General features: G+C 45.4%; 28 protein-coding genes. 19 read left to right on the top strand and 9 right to left on the bottom strand.

All coding sequences use genetic code 11. The features are described from left to right. The first annotated feature begins 153 nt into the window (after nt 1-153). The 12 genes from rpoZ (at nt 154) to MHN00_RS18660 (ending at nt 13,339) form a co-directional block, all read left to right on the top strand. A complete protein-coding gene (gene rpoZ, locus MHN00_RS18715) occupies nt 154-426 on the top strand; it encodes a DNA-directed RNA polymerase subunit omega (protein ID WP_014947805.1) in 273 nt (90 codons plus the stop codon). Between the two features lie 142 nt (nt 427-568). After that, entirely contained in the window at nt 569-2,680 is a 2,112-nt protein-coding gene (gene spoT / locus MHN00_RS18710; RefSeq protein WP_039226917.1) for a bifunctional GTP diphosphokinase/guanosine-3',5'-bis pyrophosphate 3'-pyrophosphohydrolase, read from the top strand. A 24-nt stretch (nt 2,681-2,704) separates the two neighbouring features. Continuing rightward, a complete protein-coding gene (locus MHN00_RS18705; RefSeq protein WP_014975316.1) occupies nt 2,705-3,091 on the top strand; it encodes a RidA family protein in 387 nt (128 codons plus the stop codon). A gap of 3 nt (nt 3,092-3,094) precedes the next feature. Continuing rightward, nucleotides 3,095-3,802 carry a tRNA (guanosine(18)-2'-O)-methyltransferase TrmH gene (trmH, locus tag MHN00_RS18700; RefSeq protein WP_039226916.1) on the top strand — a complete coding sequence of 236 codons (708 nt, stop codon included), beginning with the start codon at nt 3,095-3,097 and terminating at the stop codon, nt 3,800-3,802. Between the two features lie 194 nt (nt 3,803-3,996). Then, nucleotides 3,997-6,069: an ATP-dependent DNA helicase RecG gene (gene recG, locus MHN00_RS18695; protein WP_014975318.1), complete on the top strand. Its 2,073-nt coding sequence runs from the start codon at nt 3,997-3,999 to the stop codon at nt 6,067-6,069. Next, a complete protein-coding gene (locus MHN00_RS18690) occupies nt 6,062-6,847 on the top strand; it encodes a class I SAM-dependent methyltransferase (RefSeq protein WP_239302036.1) in 786 nt (261 codons plus the stop codon). The genes recG and MHN00_RS18690 overlap by 8 nt, the downstream gene beginning before the upstream one ends. A 1-nt stretch (nt 6,848) precedes the next feature. Then, on the top strand, nt 6,849-7,322 hold the full coding sequence (locus MHN00_RS18685; protein WP_014947810.1) for a peroxiredoxin: 474 nt from the start codon (nt 6,849-6,851) through the stop codon (nt 7,320-7,322). A 431-nt stretch (nt 7,323-7,753) separates the two neighbouring features. Next, nucleotides 7,754-8,563: a hypothetical protein gene (locus MHN00_RS18680; protein ID WP_014947811.1), complete on the top strand. Its 810-nt coding sequence runs from the start codon at nt 7,754-7,756 to the stop codon at nt 8,561-8,563. 9 nt (nt 8,564-8,572) lie between these two features. After that, complete coding sequence (locus tag MHN00_RS18675) at nt 8,573-9,607, top strand: extracellular solute-binding protein (protein ID WP_014975320.1); 1,035 nt, start codon at nt 8,573-8,575, stop codon at nt 9,605-9,607. Further along, on the top strand, nt 9,604-11,124 hold the full coding sequence (locus MHN00_RS18670) for an iron ABC transporter permease (protein ID WP_014975321.1): 1,521 nt from the start codon (nt 9,604-9,606) through the stop codon (nt 11,122-11,124). Before MHN00_RS18675 ends, MHN00_RS18670 begins: the two co-directional genes overlap by 4 nt. Then, the gene (locus tag MHN00_RS18665) at nt 11,124-12,155 is read left to right on the top strand and encodes an ABC transporter ATP-binding protein (RefSeq protein ID WP_239302035.1); all 1,032 of its coding nucleotides are present in this window, start codon (nt 11,124-11,126) and stop codon (nt 12,153-12,155) included. Before MHN00_RS18670 ends, MHN00_RS18665 begins: the two co-directional genes overlap by 1 nt. 2 nt (nt 12,156-12,157) lie before the next feature. Beyond that, entirely contained in the window at nt 12,158-13,339 is a 1,182-nt protein-coding gene (locus MHN00_RS18660; RefSeq protein ID WP_239302034.1) for an NAD(P)/FAD-dependent oxidoreductase, read from the top strand. Nucleotides 13,340-13,392: 53 nt separating this feature from the next. On the opposite strand, the gene MHN00_RS18655 is transcribed toward MHN00_RS18660, so the two are convergent. Beyond that, nucleotides 13,393-13,593: a LapA family protein gene (locus MHN00_RS18655; protein ID WP_171336960.1), complete on the bottom strand. Its 201-nt coding sequence runs from the start codon at nt 13,591-13,593 to the stop codon at nt 13,393-13,395. A 152-nt stretch (nt 13,594-13,745) separates the two neighbouring features. On the opposite strand from MHN00_RS18655, the gene MHN00_RS18650 reads away from it, so the two are divergent. Further along, nucleotides 13,746-13,958: a hypothetical protein gene (locus tag MHN00_RS18650; RefSeq protein ID WP_061438965.1), complete on the top strand. Its 213-nt coding sequence runs from the start codon at nt 13,746-13,748 to the stop codon at nt 13,956-13,958. A 43-nt stretch (nt 13,959-14,001) separates the two neighbouring features. After that, a complete protein-coding gene (locus MHN00_RS18645) occupies nt 14,002-14,520 on the top strand; it encodes a hypothetical protein (protein WP_061438967.1) in 519 nt (172 codons plus the stop codon). Between the two features lie 72 nt (nt 14,521-14,592). On the opposite strand, the gene MHN00_RS18640 is transcribed toward MHN00_RS18645, so the two are convergent. The 5 genes from MHN00_RS18640 to MHN00_RS18620 all read right to left on the bottom strand — a co-directional run bounded on the left by MHN00_RS18640 (nt 14,593) and on the right by MHN00_RS18620 (nt 18,178). Next, the gene (locus MHN00_RS18640; RefSeq protein WP_171336958.1) at nt 14,593-15,465 is read right to left on the bottom strand and encodes a mechanosensitive ion channel domain-containing protein; all 873 of its coding nucleotides are present in this window, start codon (nt 15,463-15,465) and stop codon (nt 14,593-14,595) included. Between the two features lie 48 nt (nt 15,466-15,513). Then, nucleotides 15,514-16,341 carry a glucosaminidase domain-containing protein gene (locus tag MHN00_RS18635; protein ID WP_171336957.1) on the bottom strand — a complete coding sequence of 276 codons (828 nt, stop codon included), beginning with the start codon at nt 16,339-16,341 and terminating at the stop codon, nt 15,514-15,516. Nucleotides 16,342-16,435: 94 nt separating this feature from the next. Further along, nucleotides 16,436-17,035, bottom strand: a complete 600-nt coding sequence (locus tag MHN00_RS18630; protein WP_171336956.1) for a sigma-70 family RNA polymerase sigma factor — start codon at nt 17,033-17,035, stop codon at nt 16,436-16,438. Between the two features lie 8 nt (nt 17,036-17,043). Continuing rightward, on the bottom strand, nt 17,044-17,904 hold the full coding sequence (locus MHN00_RS18625) for a mechanosensitive ion channel domain-containing protein (protein WP_061438978.1): 861 nt from the start codon (nt 17,902-17,904) through the stop codon (nt 17,044-17,046). A gap of 1 nt (nt 17,905) precedes the next feature. Then, nucleotides 17,906-18,178: a hypothetical protein gene (locus tag MHN00_RS18620; RefSeq protein ID WP_203229262.1), complete on the bottom strand. Its 273-nt coding sequence runs from the start codon at nt 18,176-18,178 to the stop codon at nt 17,906-17,908. 203 nt (nt 18,179-18,381) lie between these two features. Here MHN00_RS18620 and MHN00_RS18615 point away from each other — a divergent pair, with 203 nt between their 5' ends. From MHN00_RS18615 to MHN00_RS18600, 4 genes are all read left to right on the top strand, one after another. After that, nucleotides 18,382-19,722 carry a magnesium transporter gene (locus MHN00_RS18615; RefSeq protein ID WP_061438980.1) on the top strand — a complete coding sequence of 447 codons (1,341 nt, stop codon included), beginning with the start codon at nt 18,382-18,384 and terminating at the stop codon, nt 19,720-19,722. 32 nt (nt 19,723-19,754) lie between these two features. Beyond that, on the top strand, nt 19,755-20,867 hold the full coding sequence (locus MHN00_RS18610; protein WP_239302033.1) for a DUF21 domain-containing protein: 1,113 nt from the start codon (nt 19,755-19,757) through the stop codon (nt 20,865-20,867). A 127-nt stretch (nt 20,868-20,994) separates the two neighbouring features. Continuing rightward, nucleotides 20,995-21,903, top strand: a complete 909-nt coding sequence (gene rimK / locus MHN00_RS18605) for a 30S ribosomal protein S6--L-glutamate ligase (RefSeq protein ID WP_061438984.1) — start codon at nt 20,995-20,997, stop codon at nt 21,901-21,903. A 3-nt stretch (nt 21,904-21,906) separates the two neighbouring features. Beyond that, nucleotides 21,907-22,950, top strand: a complete 1,044-nt coding sequence (locus tag MHN00_RS18600; RefSeq protein ID WP_061438987.1) for a succinylglutamate desuccinylase/aspartoacylase family protein — start codon at nt 21,907-21,909, stop codon at nt 22,948-22,950. 34 nt (nt 22,951-22,984) lie between these two features. On the opposite strand, the gene MHN00_RS18595 is transcribed toward MHN00_RS18600, so the two are convergent. The 3 genes from MHN00_RS18595 to MHN00_RS18585 form a co-directional block, all read right to left on the bottom strand. Beyond that, nucleotides 22,985-24,799 carry a sodium:proton antiporter gene (locus MHN00_RS18595; RefSeq protein ID WP_239244778.1) on the bottom strand — a complete coding sequence of 605 codons (1,815 nt, stop codon included), beginning with the start codon at nt 24,797-24,799 and terminating at the stop codon, nt 22,985-22,987. A gap of 177 nt (nt 24,800-24,976) precedes the next feature. After that, nucleotides 24,977-25,648, bottom strand: a complete 672-nt coding sequence (locus MHN00_RS18590; protein ID WP_239302032.1) for an OmpW family outer membrane protein — start codon at nt 25,646-25,648, stop codon at nt 24,977-24,979. Between the two features lie 137 nt (nt 25,649-25,785). Further along, nucleotides 25,786-26,253 (bottom strand): hypothetical protein, encoded by a 468-nt coding sequence (locus tag MHN00_RS18585; protein WP_014947817.1) that lies wholly within the window; start codon nt 26,251-26,253, stop codon nt 25,786-25,788. 224 nt (nt 26,254-26,477) lie between these two features. Here MHN00_RS18585 and MHN00_RS18580 point away from each other — a divergent pair, with 224 nt between their 5' ends. Continuing rightward, nucleotides 26,478-26,786, top strand: a complete 309-nt coding sequence (locus MHN00_RS18580; protein WP_239302030.1) for a hypothetical protein — start codon at nt 26,478-26,480, stop codon at nt 26,784-26,786. The last annotated feature ends 47 nt before the right edge of the window (nt 26,787-26,833 follow it).

Genomic DNA, 26,833 nt, shown 5'->3' with positions numbered 1-26,833 from the left:
CGTGTTTTGTTTTAGCATCGAACGATCGCTGCATAAATTGCATGATCTGACTGCTTCAAATTCAAACAAAACGCTAGGATCGCGCCACGTATCTGTGTATACTACGCGGCCGTTTTTTGAATAACTTGCTCAACCTAATTTTCGGAGAAATACATGGCTCGCGTAACTGTAGAAGATGCCGTAGATAAAATTGGTAACCGCTTTGACCTAGTGCTTGTTGCTGCACGCCGTGCACGTCAAATTGCCACTGAAGGCAAAGATCCTATGGTTGACGTTCAAAACGATAAGCCAACTGTTACAGCACTTCGTGAAATTGAAGAAGGTTTGGTAACGGCTGCTACGCTTGAACAAGCAGAACTTCAAGCTCAAGAGCAGCAAGAACATGCTGAATTTGCATCAGTAGCAAACATCCTATCTGATCAATAAAACCTCTTTTTAACGGTTTTATCGGTATTTTAGCGCCAGTGCTTTGAAAAAAGCACTGGCGCTTTACTTTTGGCGTATTGGCTTCTTGCACAATTAAACGTATTCTTAGGGTTGTAACGTTAGATAAGGGTCACGCTTCACTGTGTATTTGTTTGAAGGTTTAAAGCAGAAAGTTTTAGAGTACTTACCAGCCGACCGCGTTCAGTTGGTACAAGAATCTTTTGTGCTTGCGCAAGAAGCGCATGACGGACAAATGCGTTCAAGCGGCGATCCGTACATTACTCACCCAGTTGCAGTTGCCGGTATTTTGGCTGACATGCACCTTGATCACGAAACGATCATGGCGGCACTCCTTCACGACGTTATTGAAGATACCCATTACAGCAAAGAAGACTTAGCCGAAGCTTTTGGCGATACCGTTGCTGAACTGGTAGAAGGTGTTAGTAAGCTAGATAAACTCGCGTTTAGCACTAAACAGGAAGCGCAGGCGGAGAACTTCCGTAAAATGATGATGGCCATGGTGCAAGACATCAGGGTTATTCTTATCAAGCTTGCTGATCGCACGCACAACATGCGCACGCTCGGGTCATTACGACCAGACAAGCGCCGCCGCATTGCGCTAGAAACGCTAGAGATCTACGCGCCAATCGCCCACCGCTTGGGTATTCACGACATTAAAAATGAGCTTGAAGATTTAGGTTTTCAGGCCATGTATCCTATGCGCCATCGCGCACTAAAGTCTGCTGTGCGCCAGGCCCGCGGTAATCGTAAAGAGATTATCGAAAACATTCGCGAAGAGCTGAACACTCGTTTAGACGCCTACCAAATTGAGTCGAATGTATTGGGTCGCGAAAAACACTTGTATTCCATTTACCGCAAAATGAAAAACAAAGAACTTATGTTCAATGAGGTAATGGATATTTATGCGTTTCGCATCGTTGTTCAATCGGTAGATAACTGTTATCGCGCCCTCGGTGCTATGCATGGGCTGTACAAGCCTATTGAAAACCGTTTTAAAGATTATATCGCTATCCCTCGAACCAACGGCTATCAGTCGTTGCATACGTCATTAATTGGCCCGCACGGCATTCCTGTGGAAATTCAAATTCGAACCCAGGAAATGGACCAAATGGCAGACAAAGGAGTGGCGGCGCACTGGCTTTACAAAGAGCCTGGCGATAATGGCACCACTGCACAGCTTCGAGCGCGCAAGTGGATGCAAAGCCTGCTTGAGCTTCAGCAATCGGCCAGCTCATCCTTTGAATTCATCGAATCGGTAAAAACCGACCTGTTCCCTGATGAAATTTACGTATTTACACCAGACGGACGTATTATCGAGTTGCCAATGGGCGCAACCGCCGTTGACTTCGCTTATGCCGTGCATTCCGATGTGGGTAATACCTGCGTAGGTGTGCGCGTAGAGCGCAGAAACTTTAGCTTAAGCAAGCCGCTTGAAAACGGTCAAACCGTGGAAATTATTACCTCGCCGAAAGCGAAGCCTAATGCGAACTGGCTAAACTTTGTTGTGAGCGCTCGCGCGCGAACCCGTATTCGTCAGTATCTGCGTAAACAGCACTCTCAAGAAGCGGTCAACATGGGTAACCGTCTACTTCGCCATGCGTTAGGCAGCGTGAAATTAGACGATATTCCAAACGAAGATATCGAACGTGTGGTGGCCGAAACTAAGCATGCTAATTTTGACGATTTGCTAGTAGATATCGGGCTTGGTAACGAGCTAAGCGCAATTGTAGCGCGCCGTTTATTGGGTGAAAGCACAACAGACTTATCAGACAAGAAAGGTAATGTGGCTATTCGCGGCACAGAAGGCCTGCTTGTTCACTATTCTCGTTGTTGCCATCCTATTCCAGACGATGAAATTGTAGCGGTTTTAAGCCCAGGCCGCGGCATGACTATTCACCAAATTGGGTGTAACAATATTCGCAAGCTTACGCGAGAAGAACCTCAACGCGTATTGCCCATGCAGTGGGACGACAACCCGCAAGGCGAATTTAAAGCGTCATTGCGTATAGAGTTGTTTAACCATCAGGGCACACTGGCAACTTTAACGAACACCATTTCAGGGTGCGATTCCAATATCATTGGTCTGCAAACTGAAGAGAAAGAGAGTAATATCTACTTTATTGACCTTGAACTAACCACGCACAACCGTGTGCACCTGGCTCGCGTAATGAAGAAAATACGTACTATGCCGGAAGTTCAAAGAGTGTCTCGTCATAGTCAATCACGACACTAATTACTACACTATTTAGGAACTACTATGTCTAAGTCTATTATTCAGACCGATAAGGCACCTGCTGCTATTGGTACTTACAGCCAAGCGGTTAAAGCAGGTACTACCGTTTATCTTTCAGGTCAAATTCCTCTTGTTGCTGAAACTATGGAAATGGTTTCTGACGACTTTGAAGCGCAAGCTGTACAAGTTTTTGAGAACATTAAAGCGGTGTGTGACGCTGCGGGCGGCACTACAAACGACTTAGTGAAGGTGAACATCTTCCTTATCGACCTAGGTCACTTTGCAACGGTTAATGAAATTATGAGTCGTTACTTCACCAAGCCTTACCCAGCACGCGCAGCCGTTCAGGTGTCTGCATTGCCTAAAGGTGCACAAATTGAAATTGATGGTGTAATGGAACTGCCGGAGTAAGCCATGTCACCTGAGCGTTACCAGCGCATAAGACAAGTGCTGGAAAGAAGGCAAACTGATCTTACGGTTTGCCTTGAAAATGTACACAAGCCGCATAATGTATCTGCAGTAGTGAGAACCTGTGATGCAGTGGGTATTCATCGCGTTCACACCGTGTGGGAAAAGAAATATCAGTTTCGTCGCGGCACTGCTATGGGCAGCCAACAATGGGTGCGTCAAACCAATCACGATAATATCAACGACGCGATGGCTGAACTAAAAGGCCAAGGCATGCAGGTGCTGGTAACCCACTTATCTGATACCGCGGTCGATTTTCGTGATATTGACTACACCAAGCCTACGGCTATTTTGTTTGGTCAGGAAAAGTATGGTGCTTCTGATGAGGCGAAAGCCGTTGCCGACCACGACATTGTTATTCCTATGATGGGCATGGTGCAGTCATTGAACGTATCGGTAGCCGCAGCGTTAGTACTTTACGAAGCCCAGCGCCAACGTACAATTGCAGGTATGTATAACACCCAGCAGTTATCAGAAGAAGAGTGCCAAGCATTGGCCTTTCAAAATGGTTACCCGCGTTTGTATAAACTTTGCCAACGCAAAGGTTTGCCTTTGCCTGCTATTAACGCCATTGGTGAAGTGGATGCCGACGATAGCTGGTGGAAAGAAATGCAGATCACAAAAGCAGAAGCAAACGCGCTAGAGGCCGACTAGGGCCTAACCTATTGGTTGCACTTTTAGTTTTGCTCTTACTTGTATAAGGGCCAGCGTAAAAAACTGGCCTAAAGCGTACTCGCCAACCTCTCAACAATCCTTTACACTTCTTTTCCTATAACACGTTGAATAACACCAGCTTGTGCCAATTCAAAGGTTAAATAGTTAATGTTCCAAAAGAAGGATATCGCTTGATGCAAGCACTGGCCACTACACCCATTACTGCGCTTAAAGGCGTAGGCGCAAAGGTGGCAGAAAAGCTTAACAAAATAGGTTTGTTTACCCTTCAAGATATTCTGTTTCATCTCCCTCACCGCTACGAAGACAGAACCCGTATTTATAGCGTGGCAGAGTGCCGCCCGTTTACCCATGTAAGCGTGCAGGGCGAGGTAATGAGCGCCGATATTCAGTACGGAAAGAAGCGCATGCTAGTGGTTAAGCTTAGCGACGGTACGGGTACCATAACCTTACGCTTTTTCCACTTTGGTGCAGTGCAGCGGTCTATTATGACGCCGGGAAACACGGTGCGGTGTTTCGGAGAAGTGCGTACTGGAAAGTGGGGCATTGAAATGATGCATCCCGAATTTAAATTAGTGGATGAAGACGCGCCACCATCAGAAGAATCACTAACGCCAGTTTACCCCACCACAGACGGTGTTAAGCAGTTAACCCTTCGCAATTTAACTGATCAGGCCTTAAAACTACTAGATAAAGGCGCGCTGGCCGACCTACTGCCCGACGGTATTTACGATGACCAAATTAGCCTTAATGAGGCGCTTCATTTGGTGCATCGCCCGCCACCAGATGTAGACGTACACGAAATGGAAGAGGGGCTGCACCCTGCTCAGTATCGGTTAATTCTGGAAGAGTTATTGTCACACCACCTAAGTGTGTTGAAAGTACGCAAGCTATCTGACGCCCAGCCCGGTATCCCTATTAAGGTGAATCAGCCGCTTATCGATAAAATGCTCGCTCAACTGCCATTCTCACCAACGGGGGCGCAGGCTCGGGTAGTGGAAGATATTCAAAAAGATATGCAGCACGCGCGGCCTATGATGCGCCTTGTACAAGGCGATGTAGGGTCGGGCAAAACCTTAGTTGCGGCACTGGCCGCGCTATCAGCCATTGGTGCAGGGCATCAGGTAGCGTTAATGGCACCTACTGAGCTGTTGGCTGAACAGCATGCCAATAACTTTCGTGGCTGGCTAGAACCTTTAGGTATTGAAGTAGGTTGGCTTGCCGGAAAGCTGAAAGGCAAAGCCCGCAATGAAGTATTAGCCCGCTTAGAAGCTGGCGATATTCAAATGTTGGTGGGTACTCACGCCATCTTCCAGGAAAGCGTAAATTACCAGCAGCTAGCGCTGGTTATTGTAGATGAACAACACCGCTTTGGTGTGCATCAACGTTTGGCCCTGCGAGATAAAGGCGAGCAGCAAGGTCGCTACCCTCATCAGCTAATTATGACGGCGACGCCTATTCCAAGAACGTTGGCCATGACAGCCTATGCCGATTTAGACACCTCGGTTATTGATGAGTTGCCACCGGGCAGAACACCGGTGCAAACCGTGGTATTACCCGATACACGCCGCGCCGATGTGATAGAGCGCGTACGTCAGGCTTGTAAAGAAAACGGCCGCCAAGCCTACTGGGTATGTACGCTAATTGATGAGTCGGAAGTGTTGGAGTGTCAGGCAGCAGAAGACGCTGCGGTTACCCTTCGTACTGCGCTGCCAGACTTACACGTTGGTTTGGTACACGGGCGTTTAAAGCCTGCAGAAAAAGCGCAGGTTATGGCCGACTTTAAAGACGGAAAGCTGGATTTATTGGTAGCGACTACCGTTATTGAAGTAGGCGTAGACGTACCTAATGCCAGCATCATGATCATTGAAAACCCTGAACGATTGGGTTTAGCGCAGCTTCACCAGCTTAGAGGCCGAGTGGGGCGTGGTGCGGTAGAAAGTCAGTGTGTACTTATGTACCAGAGCCCACTATCGAAAACCGCTACTCAGCGCCTTGGCGTATTGCGCGAATCTAACGACGGTTTTTATATTGCCCAGCGCGATTTGGAAATTCGTGGCCCGGGTGAATTTATGGGTACTAAGCAAACGGGAATGGCCGAGCTTAAAATAGCAGACCTAGTACGCGACGCCGCTCTTATCCCTAAGGTTCAGGAAATTGCCTATACCCTTTGGGACAAATACCCCTCTCACGCTCAAGCCATCATTAATAGATGGATAGGGCATAAGGAGCAGTACGGTCATGCTTAATCATGTGCCTTTAATTACTTGTGATGACGCCAATAGGGATGACGCTGCATTAATTAGTGCAATCAGCGAAAAGTGGGGTTTTCCTGTTGTTAGCAGCAGTGAAAAGCCTATCGAAGGCCTGTATTTGCAGGTTCAAAACGGCGTGCTAGGGCTTGCCGACGCAGGTGAGAAAAAAGTGAATCCGGTAGAGGTTGATTTTGCTTCGCCGGCAAGTTTGTATCGCAAGCAGCACGGCGGAGGGCGCAAAGAGCCCATTGTTAAGGCAATTGGTCTCAAAGGCAATGAAGCATGGCACGTAGTGGATGCAACGCCTGGGCTAGGTCGTGATGCCTTTGTATTGGTAAGCGTTGGCTGCAAGGTCACTATGATAGAGCGATCGCCCGTGGTTGCCGCCTTGCTTGAAGATGGTATTCGCAGATTAGCGCTTAGTTTTCCGGAACTTGCAGCTAAAATGTCGCTTCAACATGGAAATAGTGCTGAGGTAATGCAATACTTCACTGGTGAGAATGTGAACGCTATTTACTTAGACCCCATGTTCCCACACAAAAAGAAGTCAGCCTTGGTGAAAAAGGAAATGCGGCTGTTTCAGCAACTGCTTGGTCATGACCCAGACGCAGATGCGCTGTTACCGCCAGCACTAGAGCTAGCCACGCACCGGGTAGTGGTGAAACGCCCAAACAGTGCAGACGTGCTGGCAGGAATAAAAGCATCAATGGCTATTGAAAGCAAAAAACACAGATTTGATGTGTATTTGTGTCAAAAAAATCTAGGAGAGTAGCATGATACAAGTTGGGGGCACTTTGCCTGAAGTAGATTTTAGCCTTTTAGAAAACGGCGAAATAACCAACCCAGGAACGAACGAACTGTTTTCGGATAAACGCGTTGTATTGTTTGCGGTACCCGGTGCATTTACACCGACCTGTTCTCAAGCCCACTTACCGGGCTATGTAGCGCTTGCTGATAAGCTTAAAGCCAAAGGTATTGATAGTATTATTTGCTTAAGCGTGAACGATGCATTTGTTATGGATGCATGGGGCAAAGCGAGCAACGCTGAAGAGATCATAATGCTGGCAGACGGCAATGGTTTCTTTACCAAGCAAATTGGCTTAGACATGAGCACGGGCAATTTCGGCGGCTTGCGTTCGTTACGTTATTCCATGCTTGTGGAAGATGGCGAAGTGAAAAAGCTAAACGTTGAAGACCCAGGTCGTTTCGACGTTAGCGATGCGCAAACCATGTTAGATAGCCTGTAACACCGAAATTACGGCGTTAATAATATCAAGAGCCCGCAACTAAGGTTGCGGGCTCTTTTCGTTTAGATGTTTGTGAAGGTTCGTTCATACCAGTCCGCATAGTTAATTACTCGCACTTCGAGAAGGTCTGGCAAGCTTCTGAGTGGGCAACTATCTATGCAGCTTGGTATTCTTTAGTTAAGCGTATACTTGGTTGCCATTTTCATTAAAATGTAACCTATGTATGATCTGGCGCTCTGTAAATAGCGTTGAATATCAGTACGTTCAGTGAAGGTTAATGAACTAACATGTAGTATTCTGTGTCGAAAGTGCAGAAAAAATAAGGGCTAACACACTACGTTACTTAGCATGTGGGCTCGTTCAGTTACCTTTACTTGCTTAATGATAATAAGTATCATTTGCGTGAAAAGACAAACGTTTTAGGAATAATTATGACAACAACACTGAAAAAAATGAGTGCTTTGGTACTGGCTTCTGCGGTCACTTTCTCGATGCTATCTTCTCAGGCGCTTGCTAACGGTGCCATTGGCGATCACGTGAACAATCTTCACGCGCACATCGGCGAATATACGGAAGAGGTACATTGGTTAGAAAGCAAGTTTGGCAGTGTTGTTGATGCGTATGAAGCAAAAGATAAATCGCTTAAGACCGATGCACTGATTGAGTATTGGGAAGAGGTGGATTTTCACTCTGCTATTGAAACCCAGTATGTGCCTATTTACGCCTCTATTTGGCAAGGTATTTATGGTGTGAAAGTCGCCATTGATGAAGGCAAGCCTGTTGCAGACGTGCGCGTAGAGCAAGAGAAGCTAAATCATGCCTTGTGGCAGGCGTTAGGCGCAGTTAAACTTGCGTCCCAGTATCAAAAGAAAGGCTTAGTGAACAAGGTTCAGACCACCGAAAAAGAACCTACCACAGGCCCTGAAGTTATCGACGACATTAAAACACGTCTTGATCGTGTTGTTGCTAAGTACGCGGAACAGCTTCACGAAGTAGCAACTACACTCGTTCACGATACTTACCTTCAACGATTTGAAGGTGTGGAAGGTGATTTGATTGCGAAAAACGCAGCTTTGGTTGAAGACTTGGAGAAAGACTTTAACGTAACGCTTCCACAAGCTATCTCAAAAGACACTGGCGTTGATTCAGTTCGTAAGGTCGTAGAGTCTATGCAGGCCAAACTTGACCGCGCTCGCGCACTTTTGGTTGAAGTAGAACAAAGTCGTAAAGACGTATTTTAAGGAAGGTGTATGCAACGTAGAACATTCTTACAAGGCTTAGCAGCGGCCGGTGCATTATCTGGTTTGCCGTTTAGTTTTGCTCACGCTATGACACAAACAGGCAGTGTGTCAGTTGAGTCATTGCCTAAATTAGAAGGTGATCTCACACTTTACTTAGGTCGTGGTGAAGGTGGCTTGTACGAGAATGTTCTAAAGGCCATTGAAAAGCGCAACCCAAAGCTTAATCTTAAAATAAGACGCGGCGGCTCTGCGGCATTGGCCAACACCATCGTAGCTGAGACTAAGGCAGGCGTTAAACGCGCTGACCTTTTCTGGGCCGTAGACACGGGCTCGATTGGCATGGTAACTGATGCTGGCGCGGCTAAGCCGTTGCCAGACGACCTTACTGCGCAGCTGCGTGAAGATTTTCAGTACCCGAGCTGGTCACCGGTAACAGGTCGTGTGCGTACACTGCCTTACAACACTGAGCGTGTTAAACCGGAGCAAATCCCTGAAAGCGTGATGGCGTTAGCCGACAGCGATTTAAAAATTGGCTGGGCGCCAGCCTACTCATCGTTTCAGTCTTTTGTCACTGCAATGCGCATTTTAGAGGGTGATAAAGCCACTAAATCATGGCTTAAAGGCATTAATAAGCACTCGAAAAAGTACGCAGGTGAACTTGGTGTAGTGATGGGCGTTGAACGTGGTGAAGTCGATATTGGCTTTGCGAATCACTACTACACCCTTCGCCTTAAATCAGGTAAGCCGAATGCAAACGTAGCGCTTGCGTACAGTAAAAGCGACGCAGGTTGCCTAGTAAATGCGTCTGGTATTGTGGCATTGAGCGACGGTGACTTGCCGGTTAACTTTATTCGTTACCTGCTTTCGCACGAAGTTCAGTCTTATCTTGCTCGCGAAGCCTACGAAATACCTCTGGTTCAAGGGGTTGAACAGCCGCAAGGCTTAGCTGACCTAAGCACGCTGTCACCGCCTGAAATGGACCTTCGTAAACTGGCTGACTTACGCCCTACACTTAATCTTATGAGGGAAGTTGGCGTACTGTGACAAATTGGCCAAAGTCGTATCCACTGGCACTTCTTATCGCGCTGATGGCTTTATTGCCCGTCGGCGTTTTGTTTTCTCTAGCTCAAGATAGTGCGCAACTTTTTGATACTCATAACTTAAGGGTACTAGCGAACACGGTGTCATTGGTGGTGCTTACCATTATTGGCTCTGTACTTATCGGAGTACCGCTTGCCTTTTTAACCGCTTATGTGCAGATGCCATTTAAGCGGTTTTGGCTCATTTTACTTGCCGCGCCATTAGCACTACCAAGCTACATTGGCGCATTTGCGATGTACTTTTCATTTGGCACAGGTGGCGAAATTGAAAACGTACTGGGAATTAGCACGCCACCTATCAGCGGCCTTTGGGGCTCTGCGCTGGTCATGAGCCTTTATACTTATCCATTCGTCATGATGACAACCCGTTCAAGCTTACTGAGTTTAGATGCAAGCTTGGTTAACGCGGCGCGCACGCTAGGGTTAACCTTAGGCGCAAGCTTATGGCGAGTGGTTTTACCGCGTGTTGTGAATAGCGTTGCCGCAGGGGCACTCCTTGCTGCACTTTATGCGTTATCCGATTTTGGTACGCCTGCAATAATGGGCTTTGACACTTTTACCCGAGTTATTTTTGTTGAGTATAACGCCTTCGGTCTTAGTCAAGCCGCCATGCTGAGCCTTCAGCTAATGGTTATTGTTGGGCTTATTCTATTTATAGAAAGTCGTATTAGTGGCGCTCAAGAGCGCCCAGGTAAGCATTTATCGTTGTTTCCTGCTCGCTGGCAGCGAAACCTAATGTTGCTGGCTACTATGCCGGTGGTATTTATGGCTATTGTGCTTCCCCTTGCTATTTTTACGCTGTGGTTAGTGCGAGAAGGCGCCGGCGGTTTTGAATTTAGCTATGCGTGGAACTCAGCTCATGCGTCATTTATTGCAGCAATTGTTGCTGTATTACTCGCCATTCCGGTGGCTCACGCCGCTATTGCCGGAAAAGCTGGACGCTTTATGGAGCGCATTACTTATTTTGGCTTTGGGGTTCCGGGTATCGTAATGGGGACGGCCCTTGTTTATGTTGGCCTGCAGTTGCCCGCGCTCTATCAAACGTTAAGTTTGCTTGTGATGGCTTATGTGCTGCGCTTTATCCCACTTGCTGTGGGAAGTGTAAGAAGTACGGCTGAGAATATTGATTCAGGTCTGGTAAAAGCCGCTCGCGTGCTGGGCGCTAGCCCGCGTGAGGCATTTATGCGAATTACGCTGCCGTTAACCCTTCGTGGTATGATTGCGGGTGCAGCGCTTGTGTTCTTAGAAGCCATGCGCGAACTACCTGCAACGCTTATGTTAGGACCTACAGGATTTGAAACCTTAGCTACCTATATGTGGCGAGTTTACGAAGCGGGTTACTTTGGCCGCGCAGCCGTGCCAGGGCTTTTACTTGTTTTATTATCAGGTGTGGGGTTAATTCTCATGCTGTCGGGCGAAAGAAAAGCCCAGTTTACCGTTACCGAGGATGATCGTTCGTAATGCTTATTGTAAATAATTTGTCAGTGAATTATGGGTCTACCCGCGTTGTCGACAAGTTAAATCTTGAGCTTGGACAAGACGAAATCCTGATGCTGGTGGGGCCAACCGGCTGCGGTAAAACCACCATTTTGCAAGCGTTGGCTGGGCTTATTCCTATTTCAGAAGGTGCTATGAGCCTAGGTGAATGGGAAAGTACAGCAAACAAACATGTTCCGCCTGAAAAGCGTAACGTGGGTATGGTGTTTCAAGACTTTGCGTTGTTTCCTCATCTTACCGTTCAGCAGAACGTTTGCTTTCGTTTAAAAGACACTAAGCTGGCCGATCATTGGCTTCAATTATTAGGCTTAGATAACTTCCGCGATGCAAAACCTGCACGTCTTTCTGGCGGTCAAAAGCAGCGTGTTGCGCTAGCAAGAACGCTAGCTCACGAACCTTCCTTTGTATTGCTAGACGAACCCCTTTCAAACCTTGATGCTGCGCTAAAAGACAGCTTGCGCTGGGAAATTCGCGATGCCTTAAAAAAAGCAGGCGTACCTGCTATTTGGGTAACGCACGATCAAGAAGAGGCGCTAAGCGTTGGCGATAGAGTGGGTATACTTAATAAAGGTGTGCTTGAGCAATTAGACACACCTGAAGCCTGTTACTCTTCTCCTGCCAGCCGTTTTGTGGCGCGTTTTATGGGCGAGGCGAGCTTCTTAAGTGCGACGTTCGATAGCAGCGCAGCAAATACAGACAAAACAGTGGTTACCGATATTGGTAATGTGCCGGGCACACCGCTTCAAGGTGCAAGCGGCAACGTAGACTTGTTGGTACGCCCTGACGATTTAAGCTTAGATGCTACACTTAGTGAAACTAACTGTACGGTTGAATGGGTACGCTACGAAGGCGAAAGTCGGCTTTACGCGGTTGTCTTAGATTGCGGCGACGAGCTTAAAGTACGAGTAAGCCACGAAAATGCTATAAAGCCCGGTACTCGCGCCTTCGTACAGCTAATAACCACACATCCATTGGCCGTTTTTCCTAGAGGTTAATTGTGATCAAGCGCGATGTAATTGTTATTGGTGCAGGAGCTGCAGGGCTTTTTTGTGCGGCGCAGGCCGGCGCGCGTGGACGCAGCGTAGAAGTGCTTGATCACGCCAAAAAAGTGGGCCGAAAAATCCTAATGTCCGGCGGTGGCCGCTGTAACTTCACTAACATGTATGCAGGCCCTGAAAACTTTCTTTCGCAAAACCCTCACTTTTGTAAGTCGGCACTCAGTCGCTATACCCAATGGGACTTTATTGGCTTGGTTGCCGAGTATGGCATTGCCTACCATGAAAAAACCTTGGGCCAACTGTTTTGTGATGATAGCGCCAAAGAGATCGTCGATTTACTGCTAAATGAGTGCAACAAAGCGGATGTGACGATTACCACTCGTTGCGACATTCTAAGTGTAGAAAAGAATGAAAGTGGGTACTCACTTAAAACCTCGAATGGTGAGTATGAATGTGAATCCCTTGTAATTGCTACCGGCGGTTTAAGCATGCCAAAGCTAGGAGCCACGCCATTTGGCTATAAAATAGCGCAGCAATTTGGTCTTAACGTTTTACCTACTCGCGCAGCACTTGTTCCCTTTACCTTGCACGATAAAGATAAAGACACACTGGCAGAGCTTAGCGGTATCGCAGTTGATGTATATGCCAGCTGCAACAATACTACGTTTAAAGAAGCGATGTTATTTACCCACCGAGGGTTAAGCGGCCCTGCCATGCTCCAAATTTCCAGCTATTGGGAAGCGGGTGACAGCTTAAGTATCAACATGCTACCTAACGACGATGCTACGGCGGTTCTACAGACTGCACGCACAGAGACGCCAGACGCATTGCTTGCCACCTGTTTAAATAAAGTATTTCCAAAGCGTATGGTACAGAGCCTTATTGAGTATCATAGTTGGCGCAACGTGCCGGTGAAACAGCTGACTCACGGCGAGTGCGACGCCATTGCTGACACCCTAGAGAATTGGCAAATAAAGCCAAACGGCACAGAAGGATATCGCACCGCCGAGGTTACTATAGGCGGTGTAGATACCAATGACCTATCATCAAAAACCATGATGGCGAAAAATGTCGAAGGCCTGTACTTCATTGGCGAAGTGGTTGACGTTACTGGTTGGCTCGGTGGCTTTAACTTCCAGTGGGCGTGGAGCAGTGGTTGGGCAGCAGGGCAGGTGGTTTAGTTCAGACCCCGCAACTCGTTATTAGCATGAATTGGTAATGCGTCAGTGACGCATTACCTCTTCTTTTTAACGCTAAAATAATCTAGCAAACCGTAGGTTAACGCTCCTAGCGCGAACATAACGACCATTAACAAAACCAGCGGAATCTGAAACTCAAAAAGCAAAATTTGAAGACTGATTGTATCAATATTTTGAAAAAGTATAGCGCCTAGTAAAGCAACTAATGACAAATAAATTGCGACTTTAGTTTTCATATAATCTCCTCTTCTTTCCCTTACTGACGATTTTTACTACGTCGAAGTCACAACTTTTGATAAAAAATTTTAATTTTATTTTTTCGTGTTTTGTGACTTTTGATCGCGGGGGCGCATCTATTACGACAAGACCCAGAAAAACGAGGTAAAGAATGAGAGTAATTGCAACTACGGTATCGCTTTTACTGCTTTTTTTGTTTGCGGCAAGTGTTCTTTTAAGTAAACAAGATACTTATATAGCGTCAAGTTTTAACGGTTTATCTGTTCCGGTTGCGGCTGTGATTTGTGCTGCATTTGCAATAGGAATGACGGTGGGTATCTTGATGTCCAACTCTAAGTACAACGTGTTTAAAAGCGAAAGCTAATAGATTAATTAAGTTAGAATCGATTAGTAGTAAGGAGAATTAAATGAAATATTTGGTTTTAGTTTTTGCAAGTGTAGTAATCCTATTGGGGTGTACTTCAACACCTAGCATGGAAAACTATACAAATGACCCAGATAGAATGTGGGAAGAAGGTAAAAAGCTTTCTGAGAGAGGGGAAAAATTATTAACAAGAGGTGAAAAAGATTTAGAGAAGGCGCGTGCCATGCTTAGAGAGGGTGAAGGATCTATTCAATCCGGAACCGAGAAAATCATCGCGGCAAAGCAAGCTTACCAGTTGGCTGTACTACAGCTAGGCGCTTCCACTAGTCCAAAAGAAGTTGCGTTTGAAGCGACCACACTCTCTTCAATAGGAGAGCGGTGGGAAGATGCCATCAATGAAGTTAGAAAGGGTAATTCGTTGATTGAAAAATCCAAAGATCGTCAAGTGGAAGCATTTGAGCGTATTAAGGAAGGCCAGCAATTGATTGAACAGGGAAGTAAGTTTATCCGCAACAGCCAGAGAATAAAATTAAACGCACCAATCATCGGTGAAATCGAATAAAACGAAGGCGTGGCTGCGATGCATGCACTGATGCGTCGCAGCTGTTCAGCTAGCAGAAATCTTGTGTCAGCATTAAGGACGCCAATTCTGTTCTGTTTTAGTCAGTACTAGCTCCCCATCAATATGAACATCTCGTTGCGGAAAGGCGACCACAATTCCCGCTTTTTCGAAGGCTTCACAGATAAGAAAGCGAAGGTCACTACGAGACTTACGCCGCTCCATCTCTGAGCTCGCATTTAGCCAATAGTACACCTCAAAATTAAGGGCATTGTCGCCAAAGTCGTCAAACATTACCGCGGGCGCCGGGGTTTTTAGAACACCGTCAAGCTTGCCTACGGCACTGTAGATGAGTTGTTCCACTTCTCTTACTGAAGAGCCGTACGCAACCCCTACCTTTACCGAGGTTCGCGTTTCAGTATTCACCAGATTCCAGTTAATGACTGTATTTTCCAGCAGCTTGCTGTTAGGGACTAGCATATGCACCCCATCTACACGGCGAATACGCGTTGAGCGGGTATTAATGGCTTCTACTCGGCCTCGGGTATCATCTACTTCTAATGTGTCTCCAATGCGAATTGGCCGCTCCCACATCAAGATCCAGCCACTTATAAAGTTGTTTATTATATTTTGCGCACCAAAACCAACACCAATCGCTACTGCACCTGATACAAAGGCGAAAGCAGTTAACGGGACATTCAAGATATCGAGGGTGGTTATCACTAACATGACCAGCACCAATATCTGCACAACGCGATTAATTAAGTGCACCGCGTCGGGTGTTACTCCATTTTTGATAAGCAAGCGTGGAATAATTTTAGAAATGAATTTAAGTAGCCATACCGCCACGATTAGCATTAACGGGATTAGGATCAGCATGCCAACCGTGAATTCACGAGACATAAACTCGAAGACAGGTCGGTTTACAAAAGCAATGAAATCGTTCATCGAGTCTCCTCAACGTTATAGTTTTGTACCAAGCTCAGCGGAATAAAATTATTCATTGTTTGAGGCTACAAGACTTTGTTCAAAACTGGTATTAAAACGGGATAGTTTATTGAATTTTATGAAGGCTGATACCTTGTCAACGTACGCATCGCCTTCCTCTGAGTAACGGGTTAAGGTTTTAGCGAGCGCGAGCCCCGTTAGGGGAATATCAGCTTCTCTCAGATATGCCCGGGTTTCTCTTAGCTCTATGTAGGCAAAGTGAGTGTTGAGGTTCTTTAGGTAAGCGCGTATCGAACCATTAACAGATTTGAAGCTAGCCAACTCGTGTTGTTTGCCCTTATCTCGCGATGACGGCACCACACCACATCCTTTTTCAAAACACCACTGTCCAAATAGGTTATTCGCTTTGCGTGTAAAACGAGAGCTTCCCCAGCCCGACTCAATCGCCGCTTGGGTTAACACAAGCGAAGGGGGAATATAGTCTACTCGGCGCAATAGAATCTCGTACTTATTCTCTAATGGCAGGGTTTCGTCAATGGCATAATGTGACATTATTTTATTAAGCCATTTCGATTGATGGGAGGTTAACACCTCTTGTTCGCGCAGTTTTATTATCGCGGCACGCTTTTTTAATAAATGGCGATTTTCCTCTTCAATAAGCGGATATAACGTATTAAAAAAACGTTCTTTTTTCTCTTTAACATCTTGAATAGAAGTAAAATTTGGCATCGACCGCAAGGTCACTTCGGGAGCAGGGTTAATATTGGGAAGCCCTGTTGAGCTGCGTTCGGTCAGATAGGCATGTAACGCCAATGCAGTTACAACCAAAAGTACCGCCATGAAAGCCCAAGACTTATTTATAGTAAGTTTTGTCATTGTCTGTCTCCAAAAGGGAGTATCAGATCATCCCTATAAAGGGATTGTATCTTGCTGGAAGGGCAGCAAAGATAAACCTGATACTCCGAAAACTTTATTCGCTAACGTGACTTTTCTTGGCAGACACTGCCATTTTTTCTAGGGCTCGTTTATACCGCATTTTCACTGCACTGAGTTTTACATCAAGTATTTGTGATATTTCGGAGAACTCTAGATTTCCCGTCATGCGAAAAACAACAATGGAACGCTCTTCAAGACTGAGTAAGTCCAGGAGTTTGTTCAGTTGTTGTTGCTCATTAGTATGGTCTTGCTGAGATTGCTCCTCGTGTTTTTCTATTTCTGGTAACGCTTCATTAAGCTCAACATGTTCTGCTTGTTTTTTTCTTAAGCGAGTCAATGCTTGATTGTGTGCAATTTTGTACAACCAAGTTCGAAATTTTGCTCGCTCTTCGAACTGGTTGATTTTATTAAATACAATCAGAAGCGTATCATTTACCGTCTCTTCTGCTTCTTCGGCTGATTTCAAATAACGGAAGCATATCTGCAGTAACTTTTTATGATAGCGGTGAAATATAGTTTCATACGCTGTAGTCACATAAGGAAGCTGCAATTTTGCAATACGCACTAATTCGTCATCACTGAGTTGCGACAGCCGATCAGAGAGACGAATCACTTCGTTCTCTAGATCGTTCATGTCTTATCTCACGTTTTATTATCTGTACGCTTTGTAGCTCCAAGCTTGGTGACTACAAACTTGCTTGAAAGTAAGTCTTGGTTCGGAATGCTCAGACGTTTACCCTCTTTGCTTTCCAATAACGTGTTTACTGTGCTTACCGACACTACGTTGCCAACGAAACCTTCAAACTCTACTTCATCGCCTGGCAGTAATTGCTCACGGGCGTATATGCCAGACACAATACTATTTGCCACTGTTTGCGTACCAAGTCCCAGTGCCAAGGCCAGCGCAATGCCTAAACTCGCAATTAACACAGTAAAAATTGTATTCAACAATTCTGTTTCTAACTCTAGCTGACCAATAACGAGAGAGAAGGTTATGAACAGAACAAGAAGTTGCAACACTCGTCCTGCCGCGGCGCCGTATTCAACACCAACGTTCTCTAAAGACGTCTCAAGTTGACTCTTACCAGTCTTAGCAATGAAAAGTCCGATTAAGGCAATTAGCAGTGCGCCAAATAGCTTAGGCAGATAAAGAATGAATTCGTCAAGGATTGCCGAGAAGCGTTCGAGCCCTAAGGTTTCTGCAGCTGCTACTAAAATTATCAGAATGAAAAACAGGTGAAGCAATTTGCCAATTAACTCAGAACCGCGAGTTTTAAATCCCATGGAATTTATTAATCGGTGAATACCCAGCTTTTCGCAGAGCGAGTCAAACCCTAATTTTTCAAGAAGCTTTGCTACCCATTTAGTTAATACCTTCGACACGAACAGGCCAAAAAGCACAACGATTACGGTTGCAATTAAATTAGGTAAAAAGCCGGCTACTTCGGTCCAAAACCGGTTAAATGCATTACTGAAGGACTGCGCCCATATATTGAGGTCCATGCTAATATTCCTTATCTAAATTTGTTTCACTTTTTATTCTTAAAGGTTTTTTCTTGGCTGATACGTGCTTTTCGTATTGCCTTTTTGCCGAGTAGAGAGAGGCGCCAAACCCTAGAAATACTACCCAAACCCATCCAACAAATAAGCTCGCCACATCTTTAACCGCAACAACCTTTTTGCCATCGGATAATACTTTTTCCAGAGACTGGTTCTCATTAACCCCGTCTACATCTTCATTTAGTAAGTGCCTGAGCTTTTCTTCATCTAAGTCCACGTTTCAACCCCATATGCCGTTAGGATGATGCGTCTGTCGTGACACTACATTATGTACAGACTGCGATGTCTCCTACTAGATAGCCTTTAGTTTAAGTATTGGTTAAAAAGACGAGGGCACATGAAGAAAAGTCACAAAAAAATGTGACTTTATTGAATCAAAGCTCGTCAGTAGCCGTAGTTTTTGGAATTAAGGAATGCGGCATGTCTGAAATATTGCCTACATTGGTTGAAGAAGTGATTCAACACTCGCCCGCAAATGAAGAGCTTCTTGGTAGCGCCACAGTGATAGCACAAGCTGATGAAAAAGAGTTGGCGCTTTTACTGGAATCCCTTCCTATTGATGAGCGTTTGTCATTATGGGACACCATTGCCGACGCGAAAAAGCTAGATGTACTGATAGAAATGCGCAGCGACCCACGAGAGGTTTTGATTAATTCAACAGACCCATCGTTATGGCAGACGTTGTTTTTTGACATTGAGGCTGATGACTTATTGGAGTTGGCTGACTCTTTACCCAAAGCGCTAGTGGAACAAGCATTTTTGGCGATGGATAAAGTTCAAAAAGCGTATTTCACCCAAGCTAACGAATATAGTGAAGAGGAAATTGGTCACTGGGCGTCGCATTCCTTTTTATCGCTGCCAAGCAACGCGAAAGTAAGAGACGCGCTTCGATTGATTAGAAGGGAAACCCCTAAACACTGCGACCTCTTGTTTTTGACGAACCGTTCTGGTCAATTTTCTTTGGCAGTGGAGATATCGCAGATACACGGACTGCCAGAGCATTTACCTTTGGTCGATGTAGCGTTGGAAGATGTGACCACTATAAGGGACACCGAAGACTGCGCAATGGCAGCGAAAACCGTGCAGCTTTCTGGGTTCGGTGCACTGCCGGTGGTAGATGAAAATCAAAAGCTGATAGGTAGGCTGGATGTCACTACCGCAGCCGAACTCTCGTTTGAAGAGCATGAACGCCAGCTGATGGCAGGTGCGGGTATGGATGAGGATGAAGATTTGTTCTCATCGGTTAGAAAAAGTGCCCAGGGGCGTGCGTTATGGTTGGGGATAAATTTGCTCACCGCTTTTCTGGCAAGTGCATTTATCGGCTTATTTGAGGCTACTTTGCAAGAAGTGGTTGCCTTGGCGGTATTGATGCCTGTTGTCGCTAGCATGGGAGGTATTGCAGGTAGTCAAACATTGACGTTAATCATCCGAGGGTTAGCGCTGAAGCAGGTGAACTCAGCAAACGTAAGCGCACTTCTTGTTAAAGAGCTAAAAGTAGGTGGGTTAAATGGTGTTATTTGGGCGTTTGTTATTGGTGCCGTTGCTATGCTTTGGTTTGGCAATACTTGGCTAGGGTTAGTTATTGGACTTGCGATCCTTTTTAATATCATTGCCGCCGCAATTGCAGGTATTTTTGTTCCTGTATTACTTGAAAAATTCAATATTGACCCTGCGTTATCGGGGTCGGTCATACTCACCACCGTGACGGATATTGTGGGCTTTGTTGCCTTTCTAGGTCTCGGTACTTTGTTACTAATGTAGTTAACTTAACGCTACAAGTTTAGGACGTTTTTATGGAGTTTTCTCTTACTCAACAAGAGCTCTACATTTGGTTGGGCATATTGTTTTGTATTTCACAATCAGCGATGTTTTCCGGGTTGAACCTGGCCTTTTTCTCGCTCAACAGATTGCAGCTAGAGATGGAAGTGTCTCATGGGCATAAATCCGCGCAGAAAATCCTTAAGTTAAGACAGGATTCGAACTTTCTGCTTACTACCATACTGTGGGGTAATGTTGGGATAAACGTATTATTAACGCTGCTTTCTGACTCGGTACTTGTTGGTGCCAGTGCGTTTATTTTCTCTACCGGCTTTATCACGATTTTTGGTGAAATCTTGCCGCAGGCCTATTTTTCAAGAAACGCGATGAAAATGGCGTCAATCTTGTCGCCTGCGCTGCGGTTTTATCAGCTGGTTTTATATCCTGTAGCCAAGCCTTCTGCACTTATTCTCGATGGCTGGTTAGGCAAAGAGGGTGTGGAATACATGCGAGACCGTGATCTTCGCCGCGTGTTAAAACAGCACGTTGAAGCCGAAGAAGCGGAGGTTGATCACGTTGAAGGTATTGGAGCACTGAACTTTCTGGCAATCGATGATATTCGCGTGTCTCAAGAAGGTGAGTTACTAGACCCTGACTCCATTATTTCATTACCTACAAAAGTGGACTTCCCAATAGTGCCTGATTTTGTGCGTGAGAGTTCTGACGAATTACTTCGTAGAATTAACCGTAGCGGACACAACTGGGTTGTATTGGCGGATGAAAACAACCAGCCGCACCTTATTTTAGACGCGGATGGTGCACTTCGCGCAGCATTGTTTGATACCGACAAGCCATTTGATATTTACGATTATTGTCACAGGCCGTTAATTGTTCGCGACGAGAACTTAACGCTGGGAGATGTAATTTGGCATCTAAAAGCGCAGGAATCGTTAGATGCCCATCACGATGGCACCATTGATGTGGATGTAGTGCTTGTGTGGGGAGAAAAGCCCCGCATTATCACGGGCGCCGATATCTTAGGTAGGTTGCTTAAGGGAATAAGCTCAGCCATGCCAGAGGCATTACTCTCTAATGTGGTAAGCGCGCAATCGGAGAAAAAGGAAACAGCTCCTTCTATTTCAGAGTAAATAAAGAAAAGGCGACGATTGAAGTGACCCCATTAAGTTGGACTCATTTCAGATGTCGCCTTTTTTTATAAAAGTTTGTGACTTTTGTTTTTGCGTAATCGTCTACAAAAAAAACAAAGGAGCATTTATGAAAATCGCTATCTTATCGAGAAACAAACGTCTTTACTCTACCAAACGTCTTAAAGAAGCGGCTGAAGCGCGTGGCCATGAAGTTGATATTATCGACACATTGCATTGCTACATGGACATTACCAGTAACAAGCCTTCGGTTCGATTCAAAGGCCAGCCTCTACCCAAATACGACGCCATTATTCCACGTATAGGCGCATCTATTACCTTCTATGGTACGGCCGTTGTTCGTCAGTTTGAAATGATGGGGGCGTTTAGTGTTAACGAGTCAGTAGCGATTAGTCGCTCTAGAGATAAATTGCGCTCAATGCAGCTGTTATCGCGCAAAGGTATTGGTCTACCTAGAACCGGATTCGCGCATAGCCCAGATAGCGTTAAAGACTTAATCGCGAACGTAGGTGGAGCGCCTGTTGTAATCAAGCTTCTAGAAGGTACGCAGGGCATAGGTGTGGTGTTAGCCGATACCAACAAAGCTGCTGAGAGTATTGTTGAAGCATTTATGGGTATTAAGGCGAACATCCTGGTTCAAGAATTTATTAAAGAAGCAGGTGGAGCAGATATTCGCTGTTTCGTAGTCGGTGGGAAAGTGGTCGCGGCAATGAAGCGTCAAGGCGCTCCAGGTGAATTCCGTTCTAACCTTCATCGCGGCGGAAGTGCAACGCTAATTCGACTTACATCGGTAGAGCGTACAACTGCAGTAGCAGCGGCTAAAGCAATGGGGCTTAACGTTTGTGGTGTTGATTTATTGCGCTCAAGCCATGGCCCAGTGGTAATGGAAGTGAACTCATCTCCAGGTCTTGAAGGTATCGAAAATGCTACCAATAAAGACGTGGCAAACATGATCATCGAATTTATCGAAAATACCAAAGCTAAGCCGCACAACACTAAAACCCGTGGGCAGGGCTAATACATGTCTCGTATTCCATCACTGTTTATCGGCGATACAGAGATAAAAGCGGGAAGTAGGGTTAAGCTTTCACTTACTTCTGCCAAGCTCTACACTGACACGGAAATGTCTATTCCCGTTGAAGTCATAAGAGCAAAGCGTCAGGGGCCGACAATATTCATAAGTGCGGCCATTCACGGAGATGAGCTTAACGGTATTGAAATAGTTCGGCGTTTATTAGCGTCGGACACCTTTAAGCTAACTCGAGGAACCTTGATAGCGGTGCCTATGGTGAATGTGTATGGCATGTTAACGCAAAGCCGTTATATGCCAGATCGCCGTGACCTCAACAGGAGTTTTCCTGGGTCTAGCAAAGGCTCATTAACGGGGCGTTTAGCTAACTTGTTTTTGACTGAAATTGTTAGCAAATGCGATTACGGTATCGACCTGCATACCGGCGCAATTCACCGAAGCAATTTGCCACAAGTTCGTGCGAATTTGGCTGACGAAGACACCTTAAGCTTAGCCAAAGCGTTTGGCGTTCCGGTGTTACTCAACGCCAATTTGCGCGATGGTTCATTGAGACAGGCGGCCTCGGAGTCTGGTACTCGTATTTTGCTTTACGAGGCGGGCGAAGCGTTAAGATTTGACGAGCTATCAATAAGAGCAGGAATAAAGGGTATTTACAACGTGCTAGCCAGCCTTGGCATGGTAGCGAAGCGACGCCGTAAAAAGCCGTTAATTGAACCTTTTATTGCGAATAAAAGTTCTTGGATACGTGCACCTGAAAGCGGGATAGTGCGTGATGTGAAGCAACTGGGCGATCACGTAAAAAAAGGCGATGTCTTAGCGCAGGTCTGTAGTCCTACAGGCACTTACGTTCACGATGTCATCGCGCCGCGCTCAGGTATCATCATTGGTAAACAAAACATACCTTTGGTACAAGAAGGTGATGCAATGTTCCACGTTGCGTTGTTTGAAGAGCCTGAGGATGTGGTCGACAACCTCGACCAGCTGGTGGAAAACCTCATGCCTGAGGAAACCATTCATTACGATGAAATGAAGTAGGGGGAAGCAATTCCCCCTCTTTTTTGCTCTTCTTTTAACCCATCTGGCTAATTAGGCTAATAATCTGGCAACCTTCACCGGGAGGTGTACTCTCTTTACTCTTAAATGCAGTAAGCTTGCCTTTTGAGTCCACAAAGAAAAGCGCGGTAAACTGACTCATATACTTGGCTTTGTAGTCATCAAACGTAAAGCAGGCCGTTAATGCAGTGCGTTTTATCACCGCGCCTTTGGAAGTCTGGCTAGCCAGTTTGGAGTAAGTTGTGTCTCCAAATAATCCCAAAGATTGCAGGTAATGTTCGCTCAAAGAATGGCCTTCAAATCCCTTTTGATCGTTGTGACTAATGCCCATCACGTGTTCATCACCGTAAATATACTGGAAGTGCTGAGTAACAATGGGGTTTAAATGTTTATAACTAGACATGACCAGTACGTTGCCAATGCCGGTTAAATCCATTGTCCTCATTGCGTGTGCAGAGCTTGGGTTTCCAAAATAAGTAGGTATTCCCTCCATTCTTGCAGCGCAAATGGATTCCCAGTTCGTATCAGCAATCTTTACTGTGTAGCCCAACGACATCAATTCTTTGCCCAGCATTCTCGCGAAGTGACCGCCGCCAAAGATAAGGTAACCCTTAGCAGCTTCTTCTCTTTGATCTAGTGCTTTGGCTATGTGCGTAGAGGTTAAGCTTTGTAACGTAACGGTAAACACAATAACAAAGAAGACCAGAGTAATAAGAATGTCGGCGTTTGCGTAGCCAATCATGTCGAGCTTAATAGCGAATAACGCAGATACTGCGGCAGCCACAATGCCTCGCGGTGCCATCCAAGATATCAGCCATTTCTCTTGCCATATTAACGACGAGCGCTTTGTAGAAAAGTACACGTTGAGCGGTCTTGCTATAAAAATCATCACTAGAAGTAAAAGCGTTGCTGGAAGAGCAATCGCATATAATTCCTCTAGCTTGATTCGCGCGGCAAGGATGACAAATAACCCAGAAATAAGCAGTACGGAAAGGGTCTCTTTGAACTCTACAATATCGTCTACTTTTATGTCACGTTTGTTGGCTAAAAACATACCCATTACGGTAACAGCAAGTAATCCACTCTCGTGCGCAAGCAAGTTTGATGCTTCAAAACTAATGAGCACGGAAATCAACACAGATGTATTGATCAAATATTCAGGAATGTATCCTCGCTTGATTGCTTTGGACAATACATATCCACTTGCCAAGCCGAAGAAAATACCAACCGCCACAGTTTTAAAGAAAACAAGCAGCGTGTGGCTCAACGCATTTTGCTGAGACACAATATATTCAAATACCAGTACAGCCAAAATAGCACCGATTGGGTCGATAACAATGCCTTCCCATTTTAAGATTTGAGCAACATTCTTAGATGGTCTAACGGCGCGTATCATGGGCATTACCACAGTAGGGCCCGTTACCGTCACGATAGCACTGAATAGAAAGGCTAATTCCCACGTTAAACCCATTAGATAATATGCAGCAGGCGCTACAATCAACCAAGAAAGGATGGCTCCTGATGAGCATAACCGCATAACGGTTTTCTTATGGTTGCCAAGTTCCTGAAGATTTAAGGTTAACGCACCTTCAAATAAAATTATGGCAACAGATAAAGAAACAATCGGAAACAGCAAATCGCCGAATACCGCATCGGGGTTAAAAATGCCGCTTACTGGCCCCATAAACAGGCCTGAAAGCAGTAAGAACAAAATCGCAGGTAGGCGCAATCGATAGGCTATTAGCTGACTCGCGATAGAAAAAAAGCCAATTAAAACAAGTAAAAAAATAGGCTCTAAATTATGCATAGACGCCTCAAGTTTGTTATTCATAACACTCAAGACGCCGATAACTATTGAAAAGTCACAATTAGCGTTAGCAGAGTCTTGTACATTATCCATAAACTCAATGAATAAAAACTTAAGTCGTAGATTAGCTTTTGTTTATTTTAGGCTTCTCAGCTCAAGACTGGGTTTCCACTCATAACTGCCTACGCATTAAACGGTTACCTAAAACCGGTAACCTAGCGAAATAGCATAGACAAAGGGGTCTATTTCAATAGCGCTCACAGAGCCCCGGGTATCACCTAGGTTGAAGCTTGCTTCTGTGTCTATTTCTATCCAACGAACGGCGGCATTCAAAAACCATCTTTCGCTTAACTGATAGTCTATTCCCGCTTGTGCGGCTAAGCCAAACGAGTTATCAAGAGATAAGTCACTAAGCCCTGCCTCTTCATTAGCTCCCGTAAATTGCTCGTCATAAATAAACGTATAGTTTAGACCCGCACCCACATAGGGCTGAAAAACACTTGATGGATCGTTAAAGTAATAGTTAACCGTCACTGTGGGCGGAAGGTGGGTTACTTCGCCTAGCTGGTTACCTGTTCCTAATGGGTTATCGATAGCGAAATTAACGTCATGTGTGAACGGTGTTGCGGCTAATACTTCTACGTTAACTCTATCCGTGATGAAATAGGCCGCGGTGAGGCCCAATTGCGTGTTGTTATCAATGGTCAGGCCAAAGCCCAAGTCGTCACCCACGTTAATGTTTGAAGACGATTCATCAGGTGCAACCGTGGCAAAGCCACCTCGGACGAGAATGTCGCCTTTTTCAAATGCAACTGCATTGGATGCTGAAGCAATAAAGGGAAGGGCGGTTAGTGCTAAAGCTAAGTTTTTCATCGTAGTCTCTCAGTCTGATAATTGAACACAGATAAGACTAAACAGACTTACTTAAAAAGAACTTTCTAGAAGATTAACGTTAGATTAAAAGCCTTCGTCATATAAAAAGCTAAAAACGGCGCAGAATTGCGCTGTAATCAAAACGACATACCAATTGCCAGACCAGCAACCACTGCACTTTTATGATTTCGATGATAGTCGTAATGAAGCTGCGGCGATATGGTAACCCCCGATACTTCAAACTCATACAAAAAGCCTAACCGGGCCACCTCCATTTTATGGCTGCCGTGAAACTCAACGCCGGGGCCTATTTGTGCAATAAAATTATTGGTAATGTGCAGGTCAGCAACAAGCAGGTAGGTGTAAGCGTCTAAGTCTTCAAACGCGTATTCAGCCACAAAGCCTACGCCTAAAAAGTCGCTCACACGGTATTCGTAATCGATACCTAGTGTAAAAGCGTTTCCGCACTCTTTTGTGTAAGTGGTACCTACCAATGCAGATAAATGATGGGGTGACGTTTCCCAATGATGAGCATTTCCCTTTGCAACAACAACGGGGGCAAATACTAAGGCCGCAACCAAGCCTAACGCTATTTGAACTCGCATAGTGATGCTCACATAAATTTAACGGTGACTACCTAGAAAGTTTCTTTCTAGCACTAATGAGAGCGTAGGCATCAAATGGCTATTTCACCAATGAACTTTAGTTGAAGTAATCGATAGGCCTAACTTAGTCGGCGTTAGGCGCATAGTTAAGCTTACATCTACCCATAACATCAAAATCTCGCTAAGGTGTTTGAATACAAGCCACCGAAGGAAAGAATAAAATAATGATTGATGAGAAACAGAAGGTACGTTTTTTAGATGCTTGTACCGAACAGCTTATCGCGCTTTATACAGCCAGCAAAAACGGTAAAAAGGTCGATGCTGAGAAATATCGGGTACAAGGGTTTATGCACGCTGGCGAGCTTCTAGGGATAATTACCAATGAACAGGGCAAGGCGCTGATTGCCGACTTACATGTACAGGTTTTTGGTGAAACTATTGATGAGCGAGCGACAATAAAACGTAAACTTAATGCCCTAAAAGAATCTGATCCCGATGCATATATTGAGATTCCCGCAATTGAAAGACGTTAATTCAAGTTAAGCAAAGTTACCTAAACCGACTTTGCGAGATTCTCGTT

Source organism: Alteromonas sp. Cnat2-8, assembly GCF_022348355.1.
Taxonomy (GTDB): domain Bacteria; phylum Pseudomonadota; class Gammaproteobacteria; order Enterobacterales; family Alteromonadaceae; genus Alteromonas; species Alteromonas macleodii.
This window is presented reverse-complemented; position numbering and strand designations above follow the sequence as displayed.